This is a genomic window from Pseudomonas sp. PVC-5-1 (genome assembly GCF_057444345.1).
Window position 1 is genome coordinate 1913608 of sequence record NZ_CM172024.1, and the last position, 16351, is coordinate 1929958.

A 16351-nucleotide genomic window follows, 5' to 3' on the forward strand; every position below is an offset into this window, starting at 1 on the left:
ATCATGCAGATAGCCAACAAACACTTCATCGTCAGCGGCGCCGCCTCCGGGCTGGGCGCTGCCACCGCGCAGATGCTGGTCGAGGCCGGCGCCAAGGTCATGCTGGTCGACCTCAATGCCCAGGCCGTAGAAGCCAAGGCCCGTGAACTGGGTGACAATGCCCGCTTCGCGGTAGCCGACATCAGTGACGAGCAGGCCGCCCAGGCGGCGGTTGATGCGGCCGTCAGCGCCTTTGGCAGCCTGCACGGGCTGGTCAACTGCGCCGGCATCGTCGGTGCCGAGAAAGTGCTGGGCAAACAGGGCCCGCATGGCCTTGCCAGCTTTGCCAAGGTCATCAACGTCAACCTGATCGGCAGCTTCAACCTGCTGCGCCTGGCCGCCGCGGCCATGGCCGAAGGGGCTGCCGATGAGGGGGGCGAGCGCGGGGTGATCATCAACACCGCCTCCATCGCCGCCTATGACGGCCAGATCGGCCAGGCGGCCTACGCTGCTTCCAAGGGCGCCATCGCCAGCCTGACCCTGCCGACCGCCCGCGAACTGGCGCGCTTCGGCATCCGTGTGATGACCATCGCCCCGGGCATCTTCGAAACGCCGATGATGGCCGGCATGACCGAGGAAGTACGCGCCTCGCTGGCCGCCGGCGTGCCATTCCCTCCGCGCCTGGGTCGCCCGCAGGAGTACGCCGCGCTGGCCCGCCACATCATCGAGAACAGCATGCTCAACGGCGAGGTGATCCGCCTCGACGGCGCACTGCGCATGGCTGCCAAGTAAGGAGAGCGAACATGACCCTCGCCAATGACCCGATCGTTATCGTCAGCGCCGTGCGCACGCCCATGGGCGGCCTGCAGGGCGACCTCAAGAGCCTGACCGCGCCGCAGCTGGGCAGCGCCGCCATCCGTGGTGCCGTGGAGCGTGCCGGCATCGATGCTGCCAGTGTCGAGCAGGTGCTGTTCGGCTGCGTGCTGCCGGCTGGCCAGGGCCAGGCACCGGCGCGCCAGGCCGCGCTGGGCGCCGGGCTGGACAAACACACCACCTGCACCACCTTGAACAAGATGTGCGGTTCGGGCATGCAGGCGGCGATCATGGCCCATGACCTGCTGCTGGCCGGTACCGCCGATGTGGTGGTGGCCGGTGGCATGGAAAGCATGACCAATGCGCCGTACCTGCTGGACAAGGCCCGTGGCGGTTACCGCATGGGCCACGGCAGGATCATCGACCACATGTTCATGGACGGCCTGGAAGACGCCTACGACAAGGGCCGCCTGATGGGTACCTTTGCCGAAGACTGCGCCCAGGCCAATGCCTTCAGCCGCGAAGCCCAGGACCAGTTCGCCATCGCCTCGCTGACCCGCGCCCAGGACGCTATCAAGAGTGGTCGCTTTGCTGCCGAGATCGTGCCGGTCGAGGTTACCGAGGGCAAGGAGAAGCGCGTCATCAAGGATGACGAACAACCGCCCAAGGCGCGCCTGGACAAGATCCCGCAGCTCAAGCCGGCCTTCCGCGAAGGCGGCACGGTGACCGCCGCCAACTCCAGCTCGATTTCCGACGGCGCTGCGGCGCTGGTGCTGATGCGCCGCTCCGAAGCCGACAAGCGCGGCCTCAAGCCGCTGGCGGTGATCCACGGCCACGCCGCTTTTGCCGACACCCCGGCACTGTTCCCTACCGCGCCGATCGGTGCCATCGACAAGCTGATGAAACGCACTGGCTGGAACCTGGCCGAGGTCGACCTGTTCGAGATCAACGAGGCTTTCGCCGTGGTCACCCTGGCGGCCATGAAGCACCTCGACCTGCCGCACGACAAGGTCAATATCCATGGCGGCGCCTGCGCCCTCGGCCACCCGATCGGCGCTTCCGGCGCGCGCATCCTGGTGACCCTGCTGTCGGCCCTGCGCCAGAACAACCTGCGCCGTGGCGTGGCGGCCATCTGCATCGGCGGTGGCGAGGCCACGGCCATGGCTGTCGAATGCCTGTACTGAGGTGAATCATGCTGGTAACTGACGAGCAACAACAGATCGCCGACGCGGTACGCGCCTTTGCCCAGGAGCGCCTGAAACCGTTTGCCGAGCAATGGGACAAGGAACACCGCTTCCCCAAGGAGGCCATCGACGAGATGGCCGAGCTGGGCCTGTTCGGCATGCTGGTGCCGGAGCAGTGGGGCGGCAGCGACACCGGCTACGTGGCCTATGCCATGGCCCTGGAGGAAATCGCCGCCGGTGACGGCGCCTGCTCGACCATCATGAGCGTGCACAACTCGGTGGGCTGTGTGCCGATCCTGCGTTTTGGCAGCGAGCAGCAGAAAGAACAGTTCCTCACCCCGTTGGCCAGCGGTGCGATGCTCGGCGCCTTCGCCCTGACCGAACCGCAGGCAGGCTCCGACGCCAGCAGCCTGAAGACCCGTGCACGTCTGGATGGCGACCACTACGTGCTCAATGGCAGCAAGCAGTTCATCACCTCCGGGCAGAACGCCGGGGTGGTGATCGTGTTCGCCGTGACCGACCCGGACGCCGGCAAACGCGGGATCACTGCTTTCATCGTGCCCACCGATTCGCCGGGCTACCAGGTGGCGCGGGTCGAGGACAAGCTCGGCCAGCACGCCTCCGACACCTGCCAGATCGTTTTCGACAATGTGCGCGTGCCGGTGGCCAACCGCCTGGGCGCCGAAGGCGAGGGCTACAAGATTGCCCTGGCCAACCTCGAAGGCGGCCGTATCGGCATCGCCTCGCAGGCGGTGGGCATGGCCCGCGCGGCGTTCGAAGTGGCGCGTGACTACGCCAACGAGCGGCAGAGCTTCGGCAAGGCGCTGATCGAGCACCAGGCGGTGGCCTTCCGCCTGGCCGACATGGCGACGAAGATTGCCGTGGCCCGGCAGATGGTGCTGCACGCTGCCGCGCTGCGCGATGCCGGGCGCCCGGCGCTTGTGGAAGCGTCGATGGCCAAGCTGTTTGCCTCGGAAATGGCCGAAAAGGTCTGTTCGGATGCCTTGCAGACCCTGGGCGGTTATGGCTATCTGAGCGACTTCCCGCTGGAGCGGATCTACCGCGACGTTCGGGTTTGCCAGATCTACGAAGGCACCAGCGACATTCAGCGCATGGTCATTGCGCGCAATCTTTGAAGGAGCAGACTGCATGGCATTCGAAACCATCCTGTTGGATATCCACGGCAAGGTCGGCCTGATCACCCTCAACCGCCCGCAGGCGCTGAACGCGCTGAACGCGCAGATCGTCGGCGAGATCAACCAGGCCCTGGACCAGCTCGAGCGCGATCCGAACATCGGCTGCGTGGTGCTGACCGGTTCCGCCAAGGCCTTTGCCGCTGGTGCCGACATCAAGGAAATGGCCGAGCTGCAATACCCGCAAATCTACGTTGACGACCTGTTCAGCGATTCCGACCGCATTGCCAACCGGCGCAAGCCGATCATTGCCGCGGTATCCGGTTTTGCCCTGGGCGGTGGCTGCGAGCTGGCGATGATGTGTGACTTCATCCTGGCGGCGGACAATGCCAGGTTCGGCCAGCCGGAAATCAACCTTGGCGTGCTGCCGGGCATGGGCGGCACCCAGCGCCTGACCCGCGCGGTGGGCAAGGCCAAGGCCATGGAACTTTGCCTGACCGGTCGCCTGATGGGGGCTGAGGAAGCGGAGCGTGCCGGGCTGGTGGCGCGTATCGTGCCGCAGGCGGAGCTGGTGGAAGAGGCGCTGAAGGTGGCCGCGACCATTGCCAGCAAGTCGATTCCGGTGAGCATGATGGTCAAGGAGAGCGTCAACCGTGCGTTCGAAGTCACCCTCAGCGAAGGTGTGCGCTTCGAGCGGCGGGTGTTCCATGCGGCGTTTGCTACCGAAGACCAGAAAGAGGGGATGGCTGCGTTCATTGCCAAGCGCGAGGCGCAGTTCAAGGACCGCTGATTGGAATCGGCGTAGCCGTTGCCGTTGCCGTTGCCGTTGCCGTTGCTTTTGCTTCTAAGCGCACGGTAGCTCAGGCGCCGCCGATTGCGACTTCAGGAGGCCGAGCGAAGGGACTGCGGAGGGAGGTGACGGGCATGGATGCCCGTCAAGCGCTGAGGCCCCATGGATGGGGCCTGCAGCGCGTACTCCCGGGAGCAGGCCCGTAGCGAGGGGACCCCGGAGCGCAGCGTAGGGGCCGGATGATAGGAGCCAGCGTTTTTTGGTTACTTTTTGTCGCGTTTGACAAAAAGTGACCCGCCGTAGGGCGGAAAGGTGAATAAGCGCCACCTTCGAGAATGAATGTTGACCTTGTTGTTGATGCCCACGCTTGAAAGCGAAGAGCGAAGAGCGAAGAGCGAAGAGCGAAGAGCGGAAAAGTACTGGTCTTGATCTCGCGCATAGTCCATTTACGATGGCGACGGTTACTCACCTTTTCGCCCTTACGGCGAGTCACTTTTTGTCAAACGCGACAAAAAGTAACCAAAAAACGCTGCGCTCCCATCATCCGGCCCCTCCGCTACGCTACGGGGTCCCCTCGCGCCGGTCTTGCTCCCGGGAGTACGCGCTGCAGGCCCCATCCATGGGGCCTCAGCGCTTGACGGGCATCCATGCCCGTCACCTCCCTCCGCAAGACCTCTGCTCGGCCTCCTGAAGTCGCGAAGATCAAGATCAAGATCAAGATCAAGATCAAGATCAAGATCAAGATCAAGATCAAGATCAAGAGCCAAAGCCAGAGCAGAGCAGAGCCAGAGCAGAGCCAGAGCAGAGTGCGCCGACTGGCGGAATGTGGGCACCGGAAGCAAATTCGCACCCGATTGCAGTTGCTCCACGCGACGTGGCGCCTTAGACTGCCGCCCCCTGTAAAAGAGTGCCGGTTGGCGCTTGAAGAATTCTGCTGCCGATGCCGAGGCGTCGGCGGCACCCGAATCGCCCAAATGCACATTTTTTCATAGAGAAATCGATGACCAAGGAACAGTTGCTGGCCATGTCGGCCGATGACTACATGAACGCTGACCAGCTGGCTTTCTTCGCTGGCCTGCTGCAGGCGATGAAAGTCGAAACCCATGAACGCATCGAGCTGAGCCGTGCCACCATCGAAGGCCTGGACACCCCGTCGGATCCTGCCGACGTGGCTTCGGTCGAAGAAGAGCGTAGCTGGCTGGTGAATGCCATCGACCGCGACCAGCGCCTGCTGCCGCAGCTGGAAATGGCCCTGGACCGTATTGCCGACGAAAGCTTCGGCTGGTGTGATGACAGCGGTGAACCAATCGGCCTGAAGCGTCTGCTGATCAGCCCGACCACCAAGTACTGCATCGAAGCCCAGGAGCGCCACGAGCAGCTCGACCGCCACCAGCGCCAGGTGTAACCCCGCGCGGTGTGCCAAGCCCCACGGAGCGATCCCTGGGGCTTTTTGCGTTTCTTTCCGGCGGCGGTTTTGTTGCCCTGCACGTAACACTGCTGTACCGGGATGCGCTGTTTCCGCGCCATAAGCAGGCGTATCATGGCTTTATCGTTAGGGTGCTAATTAAATTCCGGAGGGAATGATGAATAGCCGGGTCGATGTAGCCGTGATGATTGGTTCGGGTGTGCCCGCCACACTGCGTGCGCTGGGTAAACGCGTCTGCTGGGTGGTGCTGGTCAATGGCGAACGCCGTGGTACCGCATTTGCCACCCGTGAAGAGGCCTTGGAGTGCCAGGCGGCCTGGCAGCAGTTGAAGAAGGGCCTGGCTGCCTGAGCGCCGTGAGTGCTGCCGGCAAGCGAACGGGGTGTTGTTCAGGGCGTTCGCTTGTAAGAAATGTACTTTGCCTCTCGACGAATTTCGGTGTTTTCGTGCATATTCTTTCCCCAGTAATGCGCTGATGGATTGCAGGGCCCGTTCTTACGTGCGCTCTGGCATTGCCTGTCGCATTTTTTCTGGCGGTTTTGCTGTCAGACATTGCGCTTCCCGAATCGGGAATATGCCGAAAGCCTGTATTTGAGGCCAGATCTGGCAAGCCAGAGTAAAGATTCCCGCACGCTGCATCGCCAGCGGGCGCAGACATTTCGCATATCGCTTTATTACTCTTTTCGCCTATCGATAAGAAATGGCCGTGTCTCACCGAGCTTTGGGTGAGGACGGGTTGTAACCGGTTGAGGATTACTTCATTGGCAGTCAGCACTCTTGATACCCATGCGTTGTTCGCCTTGGGCGACTTGCGCGGTAAATTGGCCCAGCTGTTCCAGGGCCGCTTTGTCTATGTTACGGAACAGAGTCCCGAAGGCCTGTACATGGCCGAAATCGACACCGAAAGCGCATTGGTCGTCGATGACAAGCAGCGTTTGGAACTGAAGGTCGGCGACCACTTTCGCGCCGCCGTGCTGCCCAGCCGCGAAGGCGGCAAACTGGAAATGCGCTTTCGCGAAATCAAGTTGAACGTATATGGCGTGGGCGACTATGCCTTTGTGTCGGTGCCTGAAGGCGAGGGCATCGTGTTCCGTGAAGGCCACGGTGTGATGCTGGTATTCGCCGCACAGCAACAAGTGCAGGAAGGCCTGGGCAAGTTGCTCAAGGCGGTGACCGGCAAGGTTGCCAAATGGCGCAAGGGTGAGCTGACCACCTTCAAGGCCAGTGAATGACCCACAGTGACGACGCGCCTGCCACGCGTGCCGAGTTCCATCGGCAGCACCAGGCGGATGCCGTGGCCGAGGCCGAGCGTTTGCTGGCCAGGCGCGAAGAACTGCAAGGCGCCTGGTTGAACTGGGTGGCAGGGGAATTGTATCGCCTCGGCCCGCCGCCTTATGCGGCCATGGTCCGGCGCGAGTTGCAGCGCCTGGCCCAAGGGTGAGGCGGCGACCTGTCAGTTGCCTCGATCGCGGCCGCTGCTGACTTCTTCAGGGACCGGCTCTTTCGCCATGCGCTTGCGGAACAGCGCCGCCCGGGCCAGCAACAGTGTGGTCACCGGCACGGTGATCGACAGCAGGATCGGAATCAGCCAGGCGTGCAGCACCGGGGCTTCCTTGAGCCAGGAAAAGTAGATGATCGAAGCCAGTGCCACGCACCAGGCACCAATGGTCGAAGCCAGTGCCGGCGGGTGCATCCGCTGGAAGTAGTCCTTCAGCCGCAACAGGCCCACGGCACCGATCAGGGCGAACAGGCTGCCGGTCAGCAGCAGCGCGGCAGTGACCAGCTCCAGCCAGAAGGGGAGTTGCAGGGTTTCAGTCATTCGATCACCTCACCGCGCAGCAGGAACTTGGCCAGGGCAAACGAGCCAACGAAACCGAACAGCGCAATCAGCAGGGCACCTTCGAAGTAGGTGTCACTGGCATAACGGATTCCCAGCACCAGCATGGTCAGCATGGCCAGGATGTACAGGTAGTCCAGCGCCAGCACCCGGTCCTGGGCGGACGGGCCGCGGAACAGCCGGATTAGTGCCAGGGCCATGGCCAGGGCGAAGATGAACAGGCTGGCGAGGACAGCATTGGCGAGCAGGCCTGTCATTGGAAAATCTCCATCAGCGGGCGTTCGTAGGTGTCCTTGAAGTGCTGGATGAAAGCCGCCTCATCGTCCAGGTCGAACACATGCAGCAGCAACACGCTGCGGTCCAGAGCCAGCTCGGACCAGACCGTGCCGGGCACCACCGTGGTAATCATCGACAACGCCGCCAGTCCATGCGGGTCGCGCAGGGCCAGCGGGATGTGCACGAACGCCGAGCGTGGCGGCTGCTTGCCGGCGCGCAGCACGCCACGGGCAACCATCAGGTTGGACATGATCACATCGATGCCGACCCGGCCAATCAGCCGGGCGATGGCCAGTGGGCGCCGCACATGGGCATGCTGCGGGCGCAGCGGTGCCATCAGCAGCGGCGCCAGCACGCCGAGCGCGGCTGCCAGCAGCAGGTTGCCGGGGCTGACCGAGAGGTTCAGCAACAGCCACAGTGCGAACAGCGAAACCGATAACAGCGGTGCCGGGAACAGTCGATTCATGGCTGCACCTGTACGTCGAGCGAGGTGGGGCCAGGAATCGGCCGGGCGGCCATCACGGCTTCGATATAGGTGTCGGGGGCCTGCAGGCTGGCGGCGGTGTCCTGGGTGTAGCGCAGCAGCGGCTCGGCCCTGAAGCTGAGGATGAAGCACAGGCCGAGCAGGATGACGATGGGCAGGCATTCATAGCGGCGCAGCACCGGCGACGGGCGCTCTTCAGGCTTCCAGAAGCGTTGGATGCCGACGCGGCCGAAGGCGATCAGCGAGGCCATGCCAGACAGGACCAGCAATGCCACCAGGCCCCAACCCGCCATGCCCAGCGGCTGCTCGGCAGGCACGCCCAGCCCTTGCGGGTTGAACAGCGCGCTGATCAGGTTGAGCTTTCCGACAAAGCCCGACAGCGGCGGCATGCCGATGATCAACAGGGCGCAGGCGATGAAGCTGAGGCCGAGGAAGGCCATGGTCCACGGGATGATCTGGCCGATCACCACCTTCTGTTCATCGTCGAGGTTGATACCCTTGGGCGGGTGCAGTGATTCCAGCGGTGGCGGCATGGCGTCTTCTTCGTCGTCCAGCAGTGCTTCGTTGGCCGAGCGCGAACGTTCGACCAGTTCGGCGAGCAGGAATAGCGCGCACAGCGCCAGGGTCGAATTGACCAGATAGAACAACGCCGCGCCGGTCAGCGCCGATTGCGCAAAACCGACGGCGCCGAGCAGGGTGCCGGCTGAAACCAGGATGCTGAGGGCGGCCATGCGCTCCAGGCGCTGCGCGGCCATGATCGACACTGCCGCCACCGCCAGGGTGACAAGGCCACCGTACACCAGCCATTCACCACCGAAGTGCGCCGAGGCCCCGGCCTGCCCTGAGAACAGCAGAGTCCACAGGCGCAGCACGGCATACAGGCCGACCTTGGTCATGATGGCGAACAGCGCAGCCACCGGCGCGCTGGCCGAGGCATAGGCCGGTACCAGCCAGAAGTTCAGCGGCCAGATGCCGGCCTTGACCAGGAAGGCCATGGCCAGGATCGCCGCGCCAGCGTGCAGCAGGCCACGGTCGGCCTCCGGCACCAACGGAATCTTCAGCGCCAGGTCGGCCATGTTCAGGGTGCCGGTCACGCCATACAGCATCGCTGCGCCGATCAGGAACAGCGACGAGGCGAACAGGTTGATGGCAATGTAGTGCAGGCCGGCACGCACCCGGGCGCGGCCCGAGCCATGCAGCAGCAGGCCATAGGAAGCGGCCAGCAGCACCTCGAAGAACACGAACAGGTTGAACAGGTCGGCGGTGAGGAAGGCGCCATACAGGCCCATCAGCTGGATCTGGAACAGTGCGTGGAAGCTGGCCCCGGCACCGTCCCAGCGAGCGCGGGCAAACAGCAGGGCACTGAAACCGATGATGCCGGTGAGGGTCAGCAGCAGGGCCGACAGGTGGTCTACCACCAGCACGATGCCGAACGGTGCCGGCCAGTTGCCCGGCAGGTAGACACCGATTGATTCCGCCTGGCCCTGGGTGCGCACCCACAGCAGCAGGCTGACCGCGATGGCCAGGCCGGCAAAGGTCGACAGCAGGTTCAGCCAGGCCTTTGTCTGCCGGTGTTTCTCGCCCAGCAGCAACATCAATGCCGCGGTAACCAGGGGCAGCAGGATGGGCGCGATGATCAATTGGCTCATGCCACTCATTCGTCACGCTCCCGGCCATCCACGTGGTCGGTACCGGTCAGGCCGCGCGAGGCCAGCAACACCACCAGGAACAGCGCGGTCATGGCGAAGCTGATGACGATGGCGGTGAGCACCAGGGCCTGCGGCAGCGGGTCGGTGTAGTGCAGCAGGTCCTGGGGCACGCCGTCCTTGATGATCGGTTCCTTGCCGATGAACAGGCTGCCCATGCTGAAGATGAACAGGTTGACCCCGTACGACAGCAGGCAGAGGCCCATGATCACCTGGTAGGTTCGCGGGCGCAGGATAAGCCACACTCCCGAAGCGGCCAGCACGCCGATGGCAACTGCAATCACTTCTTCCATCAGGCGGCTCCTGCTTGGCTGGTTTTCGCCGGGTTACCCGGGCGGTAGGCGCGCACCGATTGGTGCGCCAGGGCGGTGAGGATCAGCAGGGTCGAGCCGACCACCACAGTGAACACCCCGACATCGAAGAACAGCGCGCTGGCCACGTGCACATCGCCGAGCAACGGCAGGTGCAGGTGGGCGGTATGGGTGGTGAGGAACGGGTAGCCCAGCAGCATGGCACCCGCGCCGGTCAGGGTTGCGCACAGCAGCCCGGTGCCCATCCAGCGCAGCGGGCGCAGGCTCATCTGCGCCTCGACCCACTGGGTGCCGGCCACCATGTACTGCAGGATGAACGCCACCGACATCACCAGGCCGGCAACAAAGCCGCCACCCGGCTGGTTGTGGCCACGCATGAACAGGTACATCGACACCAGCAGGGCGATCGGCAGCAGCAAGCGCACCAGCACCGCGGGCACCATCATGAAGCCCAGGGCGGTGTCGGTGGCATGCCGCGGGTTGATCAGGTCGGTGACCACGTCGGGTGCCAGCTGACGCTGTTGCGCCGGCAGTTGCATGCTTTCCTTGGGCGGGCGGAAGCGCCGCAGCAGGGCGAACACGGTCAGCGCCACGGCCACAAGCACGGTGATTTCACCGAGGGTATCGAAGCCACGGAAGTCGACCAGCATGACATTGACGACGTTGGTGCCACCGCCCTGGGGTAGTGCCCGGCTCAGGTAGAACGAGGAAATGTCGTTCGGCGTCGGCCGGGTGAGCATGGCGTAGGACAGCACGGCCATGCCGCCACCTACCAGCACCGCCAGCAGCAGGTCGCGCAGGCGACGCATGCGCGCACGCTCGAGGCTGCCCGGCAGCGGCGATACGCCTTCGATTCGCCGCGGCAGCCAGCGCAGGCCGAGCAGGATCAGCACGGTGGTGACCACTTCCACTACTAGCTGTGTCAGGGCCAGATCGGGCGCGGAGAACCAGACGAAGGTGATGCAGGTCATCAGGCCGCAGACGCTGACCATGATCAACGCCGCCAAACGGTGATACTTGGCCTGGTAGGCAGCGCCGATGGCGCAGGCGATGGCGATCAGCCACAGCGCGACAAACACGCCCGAGCCCGGAATCTTCGGCCGGTCGCCCCAGCTGAGACCACTGTAGAGCATGGGGGTGAGGCCGGCGAGGAAGGCGGCGAGCACCAGCATGAACAGCTGCGATTGCAGGCGGCGGCTGGTGAGCAGGCGCTCGATGCGCCGCGCCAGCAGCATTAGCTGCACCTGGCCGTGTTCGAACAGGCGCTTGCCATTGAAGCGTTCGATCACCGGTGGGTAGGGGAAGCGGCCAAGGCGCAGCTGCTTGCGCAGCAGCAGGTAAAGCACGATACCGCCGCTCATGGCCACCAGGCTCATGATCAGCGGCGCGTTCCAGCCATGCCAGATGGCCAGGCTGTATTCCGGTAGGGTGCCGCCCACCACAGGCAGGGCGGCGGCGGCCAGCAGCGGGCCGACCGACTGGGCAGGGAAGATGCCCACCACCAGGCAGGTAAGCACCAGCAATTCGACCGGCGCACGCATCCAGCGTGGCGGTTCGTGTGGGGTGTGCGGGAGGTCCTGCGCAGTGGGGCCGAAGAACACATCGACGGTGAAGCGCAGGGCATAGGCCACGCTGAAGGTGCCGGCCAGGGTGGCGATCACCGGCAGGGTGGCCTCGACCCAGGCAGTGGAGCTGATGAACACCGTTTCGGCGAAGAACATTTCCTTGGACAGGAAACCGTTCATCAACGGCACGCCGGCCATCGAGGCGCTGGCCACCATGGCCAGGGTGGCGGTGTATGGCACCAGGCGTATCAACCCGCTGAGGCGGCGGATGTCACGGGTACCGCTTTCGTGGTCGATGATGCCGGCGGCCATGAACAACGAGGCCTTGAAGGTGGCGTGGTTGAGAATGTGGAACACCGCTGCGACGGCGGCCAGCGGGCTGTTCAGGCCCAGCAGCAGGGTAATCAGGCCCAGGTGGCTGATGGTCGAGTACGCCAGCAGGCCCTTGAGGTCGTTCTGGAACATGGCGGCGAAGGCGCCGAGCAGCAGGGTGAGGGCGCCGGCACCGCCTACGATCCAGAACCACTCTTCGCTGCCCGACAGCACCGGCCACAGGCGCGCCAGCAGGAACACCCCGGCCTTGACCATGGTCGCCGAGTGCAGATAAGCCGATACCGGGGTGGGCGCTGCCATGGCATGGGGCAGCCAGAACTGGAAGGGGAACTGTGCGCTCTTGCTCAGGGCGCCGATAAGGATCAGCGGCAGCAGCACCGGGTACAGCGCATGCTGGCGAATGGTGTTGCCGGCAGCCAGGACCTTGTCCAGATCGTAGCTGCCGACCACATGGCCGAGCAGCAGGGCACCCACCAGCAGGCACAAGCCGCCCGCGCCCGTGACCATCAGCGCCATGTAGGCGCCGCGGCGGGCGTCGGCACGGTGGTGCCAGTAGCCAATCAGCAGGAACGAGAACAGGCTGGTGAGTTCCCAGAAGAACACCAGCTGGATCAGGTTGCCGGAGATCACCAGGCCGAGCATGGCGCCCATGAAGGCGAGGAAGAAAGCGAAGAAGCGCGGCACCGGGTCTTGTGGCGACATGTAGTAGCGGGCATACAGCGAAACCAGCGTACCGATGCCCAGCACCAGCAGCGAGAACAGCCAGGCGAAGCCGTCCATGCGCAGCACCAGGTTCAACCCCAGGCTGGGCAGCCAGAGGAACTCTTCGCGAATCACGCCACCGTGGGCAACCTGAGGGTACAGCAGTGCTACCTGGACAGTGCCGACCAGGGCCACGAGCCCGGCGAGAATGGACTCCGCGTTACGTGCGTTGTGCGGCAGCACTGCTGCCAGGCAACTGCCCACGAACGGCAGAAGCAATAGCACTATCAATGACATAGCGTTCTATTCTGGAGAAGTTTGCAAAGAATCATACGTGCCGAGGGATTGATCACCAACACGCAAGCTGTCGCAGAATCCTACAAACAGGCTGTGACAAGCTGTTTTTTTATAACAGATTCTTACAAAGCATAGCCGCAGTTGGCGGCTTTACAGGCCAGCCTGGCGTTCACCTTCATCCGTCACTTCCCGCGATTCGGCCACCTCGCGCGGGCGGCGCACCTTTAGTTCGCTGACCACCACCGCGATCACGATCAGCAGGCCGCCGAGCAGTGCCACGCCCGGCAGGCGCTCACCGGCGATGCGCCCGACGATCCCGGCCCATACTGGTTCGCCGGCATAGATGAGGGTGGCGCGGGTGGGCGAGACCGACTTCTGCGCCCAGTTCATGGCTACCTGGATCACCGCGCTCATGGCGCCCAGGCCCACGGCACTGGTCAGCAGCAGCCAGGAAAAATCGGGTATGCGCTCCTGGGTCGGCACGATCATCAGGAACGCCAGCAGCGAGGCGGTCGCCAGCTGCACCACGGTGACCCGGCGCACATCGACCTGCCCGGCGTAGCGGCTGATCAGGATGATTTCGCCGGCAATGGCCACGGCGCTGACCAGGGTTACCAGCTCGCCTTCGCTGAAGTTCAGGCTGCCCCCTTCCGGCCCGGCCAGCAGCATCAGGCCGATGAACGCCAGGCCGATACCGATGCTGGGCATCAGGCCGGGGCGCCGGCCCAGTACCAGCCATTGCAGCAGTGGCACGAATGGCACGTACAGCGCGGTAATGAACGCTGACTGGCTGCTGCTGATGGTTTGCAGGCCCATGGTCTGCAGGCCGTAGCCGAGCATGATCGACACGCCGATCAGCATGCCGGCCTTCAGTTCGGTGAAGGTCAGCCCGGGCAGCGCCCGCGCCGAGACCACCCCGACGAACAGCGCGGCTGCAGCGAAGCGCAGGCCGACGAAGAACATCGGGCCGCTGACGCTCATCACGTTGTGTACCAGCAGGAAGGTGCCGCCCCACAGCATGGTGATGAATACCAGCACCAGTTCGGCCTTGCTCAGGCGAAAGGTAATGGCGGGGGTCGGTTTGCTGCTGGGCTGGCTCATGGTCTTGCGCACTCGGAGGGGGCGGCGCACAATCGCCGCAAAGTGGGCAGTATACTGCGCAATACCTACCAGTGAGCAATATAGTGCACAGAGATTCCTCGCACCGGGCATCGGTGCTGCAACATGTCAGCCTCAATGTACGCAGCCTGCGCAACGCCGCGGGTATGAGCCAGACGGCGTTGGCGGAGCGTTCCGGGGTCAGCCGGCGCATGCTGGTGGCGATCGAGGCGGGCGAGAAGAATGTCAGCCTGACTACTCTCGACCTGATTGCCGAGGCCTTGGGCGTGGCTTTCAGTACCCTGATCCAGGCACCTGACCAGCGCGACCCCGGGCGCATCGAAGAGTTGGCCTGGGCCGGCGAGCACCCGCAGAGCCGGGCGGTGCTGTTGGGCAGCAGCGTGGCGCGGCGCGAGGTGGAACTATGGGAATGGACCCTGGCACCGGGCGAGTGCTATTCCAGCGAGGCTGATGCCGAAGGCTGGAGCGAGCAGATCTATGTGGCGCAAGGGCAACTGACGCTGATCATCGAAGGGGTCGAGCATCGCCTGCAGGTCGGGCAGTTCCATGTGTTTCCCAGCAACTGCCGGTATGCCTATCGCAACGATGGGGCGGTTGCGGTGCGGTTTGTGCGCAATGTGGTGATCTAAGAGCGCGCAGGGCTGCACCACCTGTGGGAGCGGGCATGCCCGCGAATACCGGCGGAGCCGGTGCCATCCTCCGCGTCGCCTGATTCGCGGGCACGCCCGCTCCCACAGGTGCTGAGCAAGCCTGATCAGCTATTCAGCAACTCATCGGTCCTGACCACCTTGGCATAGGCAAACGCCAACGCCGCCATCACCGAATCATGCACCTGCGCCGCCGGCACCCGCTTGCCATCGAACTCCAGTGGCAGCGTGGCACAGGCGTCGTGCGCCACGGTCACGTCATAACCCAGGTCGGCCGCGGCACGGGTGGCGGCGTCGATGCACATGTGACTCATGCTGCCGACGATGGTCAGGGCCTCGACGCCATGCCGGTCCAGCGTGTGCTCAAGGTCGGTACCGAGGAAGGCGTTGACCTTGTGCTTGAGCACCACCGGCTCATCGGCCCGAGGCTCTACCTTGGCATGGATCGCCGCGCCCTGCGAACCTGGCGCGAAGAACGGCGCATCGGCGCTGTCGAACTCATGCCGCACATGCACCACCAGGTCGCCCCGTTGACGCGCCGCCGCCAGCAGGCGGGCAGCATTGTCGGCCGCCTGCTCGGCACCATCGAGGGTCCATTTGCCGCCGGGGAAGTAGTCGTTCTGGATGTCGATGATGATAAGCGCCTGCTTGCTCATGCTGCCTCCTGTGGCAGTAGTCGTTGGATGACGTTAGTTATAGGCTGTGTGCACTGACCTGAGGATTGGCGCGAACGACACTATGCAGGCAAAAACTGACAACCTCGCCAGCCTGGACATCGGCCTGCTGCTGTACCCCGGCGCGCAGCGTGCTGCCGTGCATGGGCTGGCCGACCTTTTCCTGGTAGCCAACCGGGTGGTTGCCGAACTGGGTGCTGTCGAGTTGCCATCGGTGCGTATCAGCTTTTGGCAGGCAGACGAGGCAGGGCGGTTGCAGCTTGCCCCTGAGAGCCCGCCTGCCGCCGTTGCCGATCTGCGGGTGCTGATCATTCCACCAAGCCTGGAGTCGGCACCACAGGGTGAGCTGCTTGAGCGCCATCGCGCGTCGTTGTGCCAGTTGCACGGGCACGGCACGGTGCTGGCATCGGTGTGCATCGGGGTGTTCTTCATCGCCGCCAGTGGTCTGCTCGACGGGCGCCCGGCCTGTACCCACTGGAACTACGTGCATTCGCTTGCCCAGCGTTTTCCCAAGGTGCGGGTCGAGGCCCAGCAGCCGTTGCTGGACGATGGCGACATCGTCACCTCGGCCGGGCTGATGGCCTGGACCGACCTGGGCTTGCGCTTGCTGGAGCGCTTCATGGGCGCGACGGTGGCGCGGGAAACTGCCCGCTACCTGGCGGTCGACCCGGTCGCGGCGCCACTGCCCGGTGCAGTGTTCAACCCACGCCTGGACCATGGTGATGAAGCAGTGCTGAAAGTGCAGCACTGGTTGCAGGGCAACGGTGGGCAGGATGCCGACCTGGCCAGCATGGCCGCATGCGCGGGGCTGGAGGAACGCACTTTCCTGCGGCGTTTTCGTGCTGCCACGGGGCTACGGCCGACCGAGTACTGCCAGCAGGTGAGGGTGGGGCGTGCGTGCCGCTTGCTGGAGTTCACCCGGCGCAATGTCGAGCAGATCGCCTGGGGCGTCGGTTACCAGGACCCGGGTGCGTTTCGCAAGGTGTTTCAGCGCATAACCGGCCTGACCCCGAGTGATTACCGGCGGCGCTTCGCGGTATCGGGTTAGGGCGCGGGGGCGTTCCCGGTGCGGAAAAC

General features: G+C 64.2%; 19 protein-coding genes. 11 read left to right on the top strand and 8 right to left on the bottom strand.

Annotation, left to right across the window (positions count from 1 at the left end):
* Positions 1–3: 3 nt before the first annotated feature.
* The 9 genes from AC2T3R_RS08680 (at position 4) to AC2T3R_RS08720 (ending at position 6764) form a co-directional block, all read left to right on the top strand.
* Positions 4–771, top strand: a complete 768-nt coding sequence (locus tag AC2T3R_RS08680) for an SDR family NAD(P)-dependent oxidoreductase (RefSeq protein WP_144171974.1) — start codon at positions 4–6, stop codon at positions 769–771.
* Positions 772–782: 11 nt separating this feature from the next.
* The gene (locus AC2T3R_RS08685; protein ID WP_024086601.1) at positions 783–1976 is read left to right on the top strand and encodes an acetyl-CoA C-acyltransferase; all 1194 of its coding nucleotides are present in this window, start codon (positions 783–785) and stop codon (positions 1974–1976) included.
* An 8-nt stretch (positions 1977–1984) separates the two neighbouring features.
* Positions 1985–3112, top strand: coding sequence for an acyl-CoA dehydrogenase (locus tag AC2T3R_RS08690; RefSeq protein WP_013971833.1), 1128 nt, complete (start codon positions 1985–1987; stop codon positions 3110–3112).
* Positions 3113–3125: 13 nt separating this feature from the next.
* Positions 3126–3899 carry an enoyl-CoA hydratase gene (locus tag AC2T3R_RS08695; protein ID WP_013971834.1) on the top strand — a complete coding sequence of 258 codons (774 nt, stop codon included), beginning with the start codon at positions 3126–3128 and terminating at the stop codon, positions 3897–3899.
* A gap of 647 nt (positions 3900–4546) precedes the next feature.
* Entirely contained in the window at positions 4547–4891 is a 345-nt protein-coding gene (locus AC2T3R_RS08700) for a hypothetical protein (protein ID WP_486744939.1), read from the top strand.
* Between the two features lie 8 nt (positions 4892–4899).
* A complete protein-coding gene (locus AC2T3R_RS08705; protein ID WP_003259022.1) occupies positions 4900–5304 on the top strand; it encodes a TraR/DksA family transcriptional regulator in 405 nt (134 codons plus the stop codon).
* A 178-nt stretch (positions 5305–5482) separates the two neighbouring features.
* Positions 5483–5674: a hypothetical protein gene (locus AC2T3R_RS08710; RefSeq protein WP_024086603.1), complete on the top strand. Its 192-nt coding sequence runs from the start codon at positions 5483–5485 to the stop codon at positions 5672–5674.
* Positions 5675–6084: 410 nt separating this feature from the next.
* The gene (locus AC2T3R_RS08715) at positions 6085–6555 is read left to right on the top strand and encodes a hypothetical protein (protein ID WP_003259020.1); all 471 of its coding nucleotides are present in this window, start codon (positions 6085–6087) and stop codon (positions 6553–6555) included.
* Complete coding sequence (locus tag AC2T3R_RS08720; RefSeq protein ID WP_003259019.1) at positions 6552–6764, top strand: hypothetical protein; 213 nt, start codon at positions 6552–6554, stop codon at positions 6762–6764. The genes AC2T3R_RS08715 and AC2T3R_RS08720 overlap by 4 nt, the downstream gene beginning before the upstream one ends.
* Before the next feature lie 12 nt (positions 6765–6776).
* Here AC2T3R_RS08720 and AC2T3R_RS08725 read toward each other — a convergent pair whose 3' ends face one another.
* The 7 genes from AC2T3R_RS08725 to AC2T3R_RS08755 all read right to left on the bottom strand — a co-directional run bounded on the left by AC2T3R_RS08725 (position 6777) and on the right by AC2T3R_RS08755 (position 13935).
* Positions 6777–7142 (bottom strand): Na+/H+ antiporter subunit G, encoded by a 366-nt coding sequence (locus AC2T3R_RS08725; protein WP_003259017.1) that lies wholly within the window; start codon positions 7140–7142, stop codon positions 6777–6779.
* Complete coding sequence (locus AC2T3R_RS08730) at positions 7139–7417, bottom strand: K+/H+ antiporter subunit F (protein WP_003259015.1); 279 nt, start codon at positions 7415–7417, stop codon at positions 7139–7141. Before AC2T3R_RS08730 ends, AC2T3R_RS08725 begins: the two co-directional genes overlap by 4 nt.
* On the bottom strand, positions 7414–7902 hold the full coding sequence (locus AC2T3R_RS08735) for a Na+/H+ antiporter subunit E (RefSeq protein ID WP_410953721.1): 489 nt from the start codon (positions 7900–7902) through the stop codon (positions 7414–7416). The genes AC2T3R_RS08730 and AC2T3R_RS08735 overlap by 4 nt, the downstream gene beginning before the upstream one ends.
* Positions 7899–9578: a monovalent cation/H+ antiporter subunit D gene (locus AC2T3R_RS08740; RefSeq protein WP_410953720.1), complete on the bottom strand. Its 1680-nt coding sequence runs from the start codon at positions 9576–9578 to the stop codon at positions 7899–7901. Before AC2T3R_RS08740 ends, AC2T3R_RS08735 begins: the two co-directional genes overlap by 4 nt.
* Positions 9575–9919, bottom strand: coding sequence for a Na+/H+ antiporter subunit C (locus AC2T3R_RS08745; protein WP_013971840.1), 345 nt, complete (start codon positions 9917–9919; stop codon positions 9575–9577). The genes AC2T3R_RS08740 and AC2T3R_RS08745 overlap by 4 nt, the downstream gene beginning before the upstream one ends.
* Positions 9919–12834 carry a monovalent cation/H+ antiporter subunit A gene (locus AC2T3R_RS08750; protein ID WP_085593376.1) on the bottom strand — a complete coding sequence of 972 codons (2916 nt, stop codon included), beginning with the start codon at positions 12832–12834 and terminating at the stop codon, positions 9919–9921. Before AC2T3R_RS08750 ends, AC2T3R_RS08745 begins: the two co-directional genes overlap by 1 nt.
* A gap of 150 nt (positions 12835–12984) precedes the next feature.
* Positions 12985–13935, bottom strand: a complete 951-nt coding sequence (locus tag AC2T3R_RS08755) for a DMT family transporter (RefSeq protein ID WP_486744940.1) — start codon at positions 13933–13935, stop codon at positions 12985–12987.
* Between the two features lie 83 nt (positions 13936–14018).
* Here AC2T3R_RS08755 and AC2T3R_RS08760 point away from each other — a divergent pair, with 83 nt between their 5' ends.
* Entirely contained in the window at positions 14019–14582 is a 564-nt protein-coding gene (locus AC2T3R_RS08760; RefSeq protein WP_397462211.1) for a helix-turn-helix domain-containing protein, read from the top strand.
* 125 nt (positions 14583–14707) lie between these two features.
* Here AC2T3R_RS08760 and AC2T3R_RS08765 read toward each other — a convergent pair whose 3' ends face one another.
* On the bottom strand, positions 14708–15256 hold the full coding sequence (locus AC2T3R_RS08765) for a cysteine hydrolase family protein (protein ID WP_397462210.1): 549 nt from the start codon (positions 15254–15256) through the stop codon (positions 14708–14710).
* 82 nt (positions 15257–15338) lie between these two features.
* Here AC2T3R_RS08765 and AC2T3R_RS08770 point away from each other — a divergent pair, with 82 nt between their 5' ends.
* Entirely contained in the window at positions 15339–16322 is a 984-nt protein-coding gene (locus AC2T3R_RS08770) for a GlxA family transcriptional regulator (RefSeq protein ID WP_486744941.1), read from the top strand.
* The last annotated feature ends 29 nt before the right edge of the window (positions 16323–16351 follow it).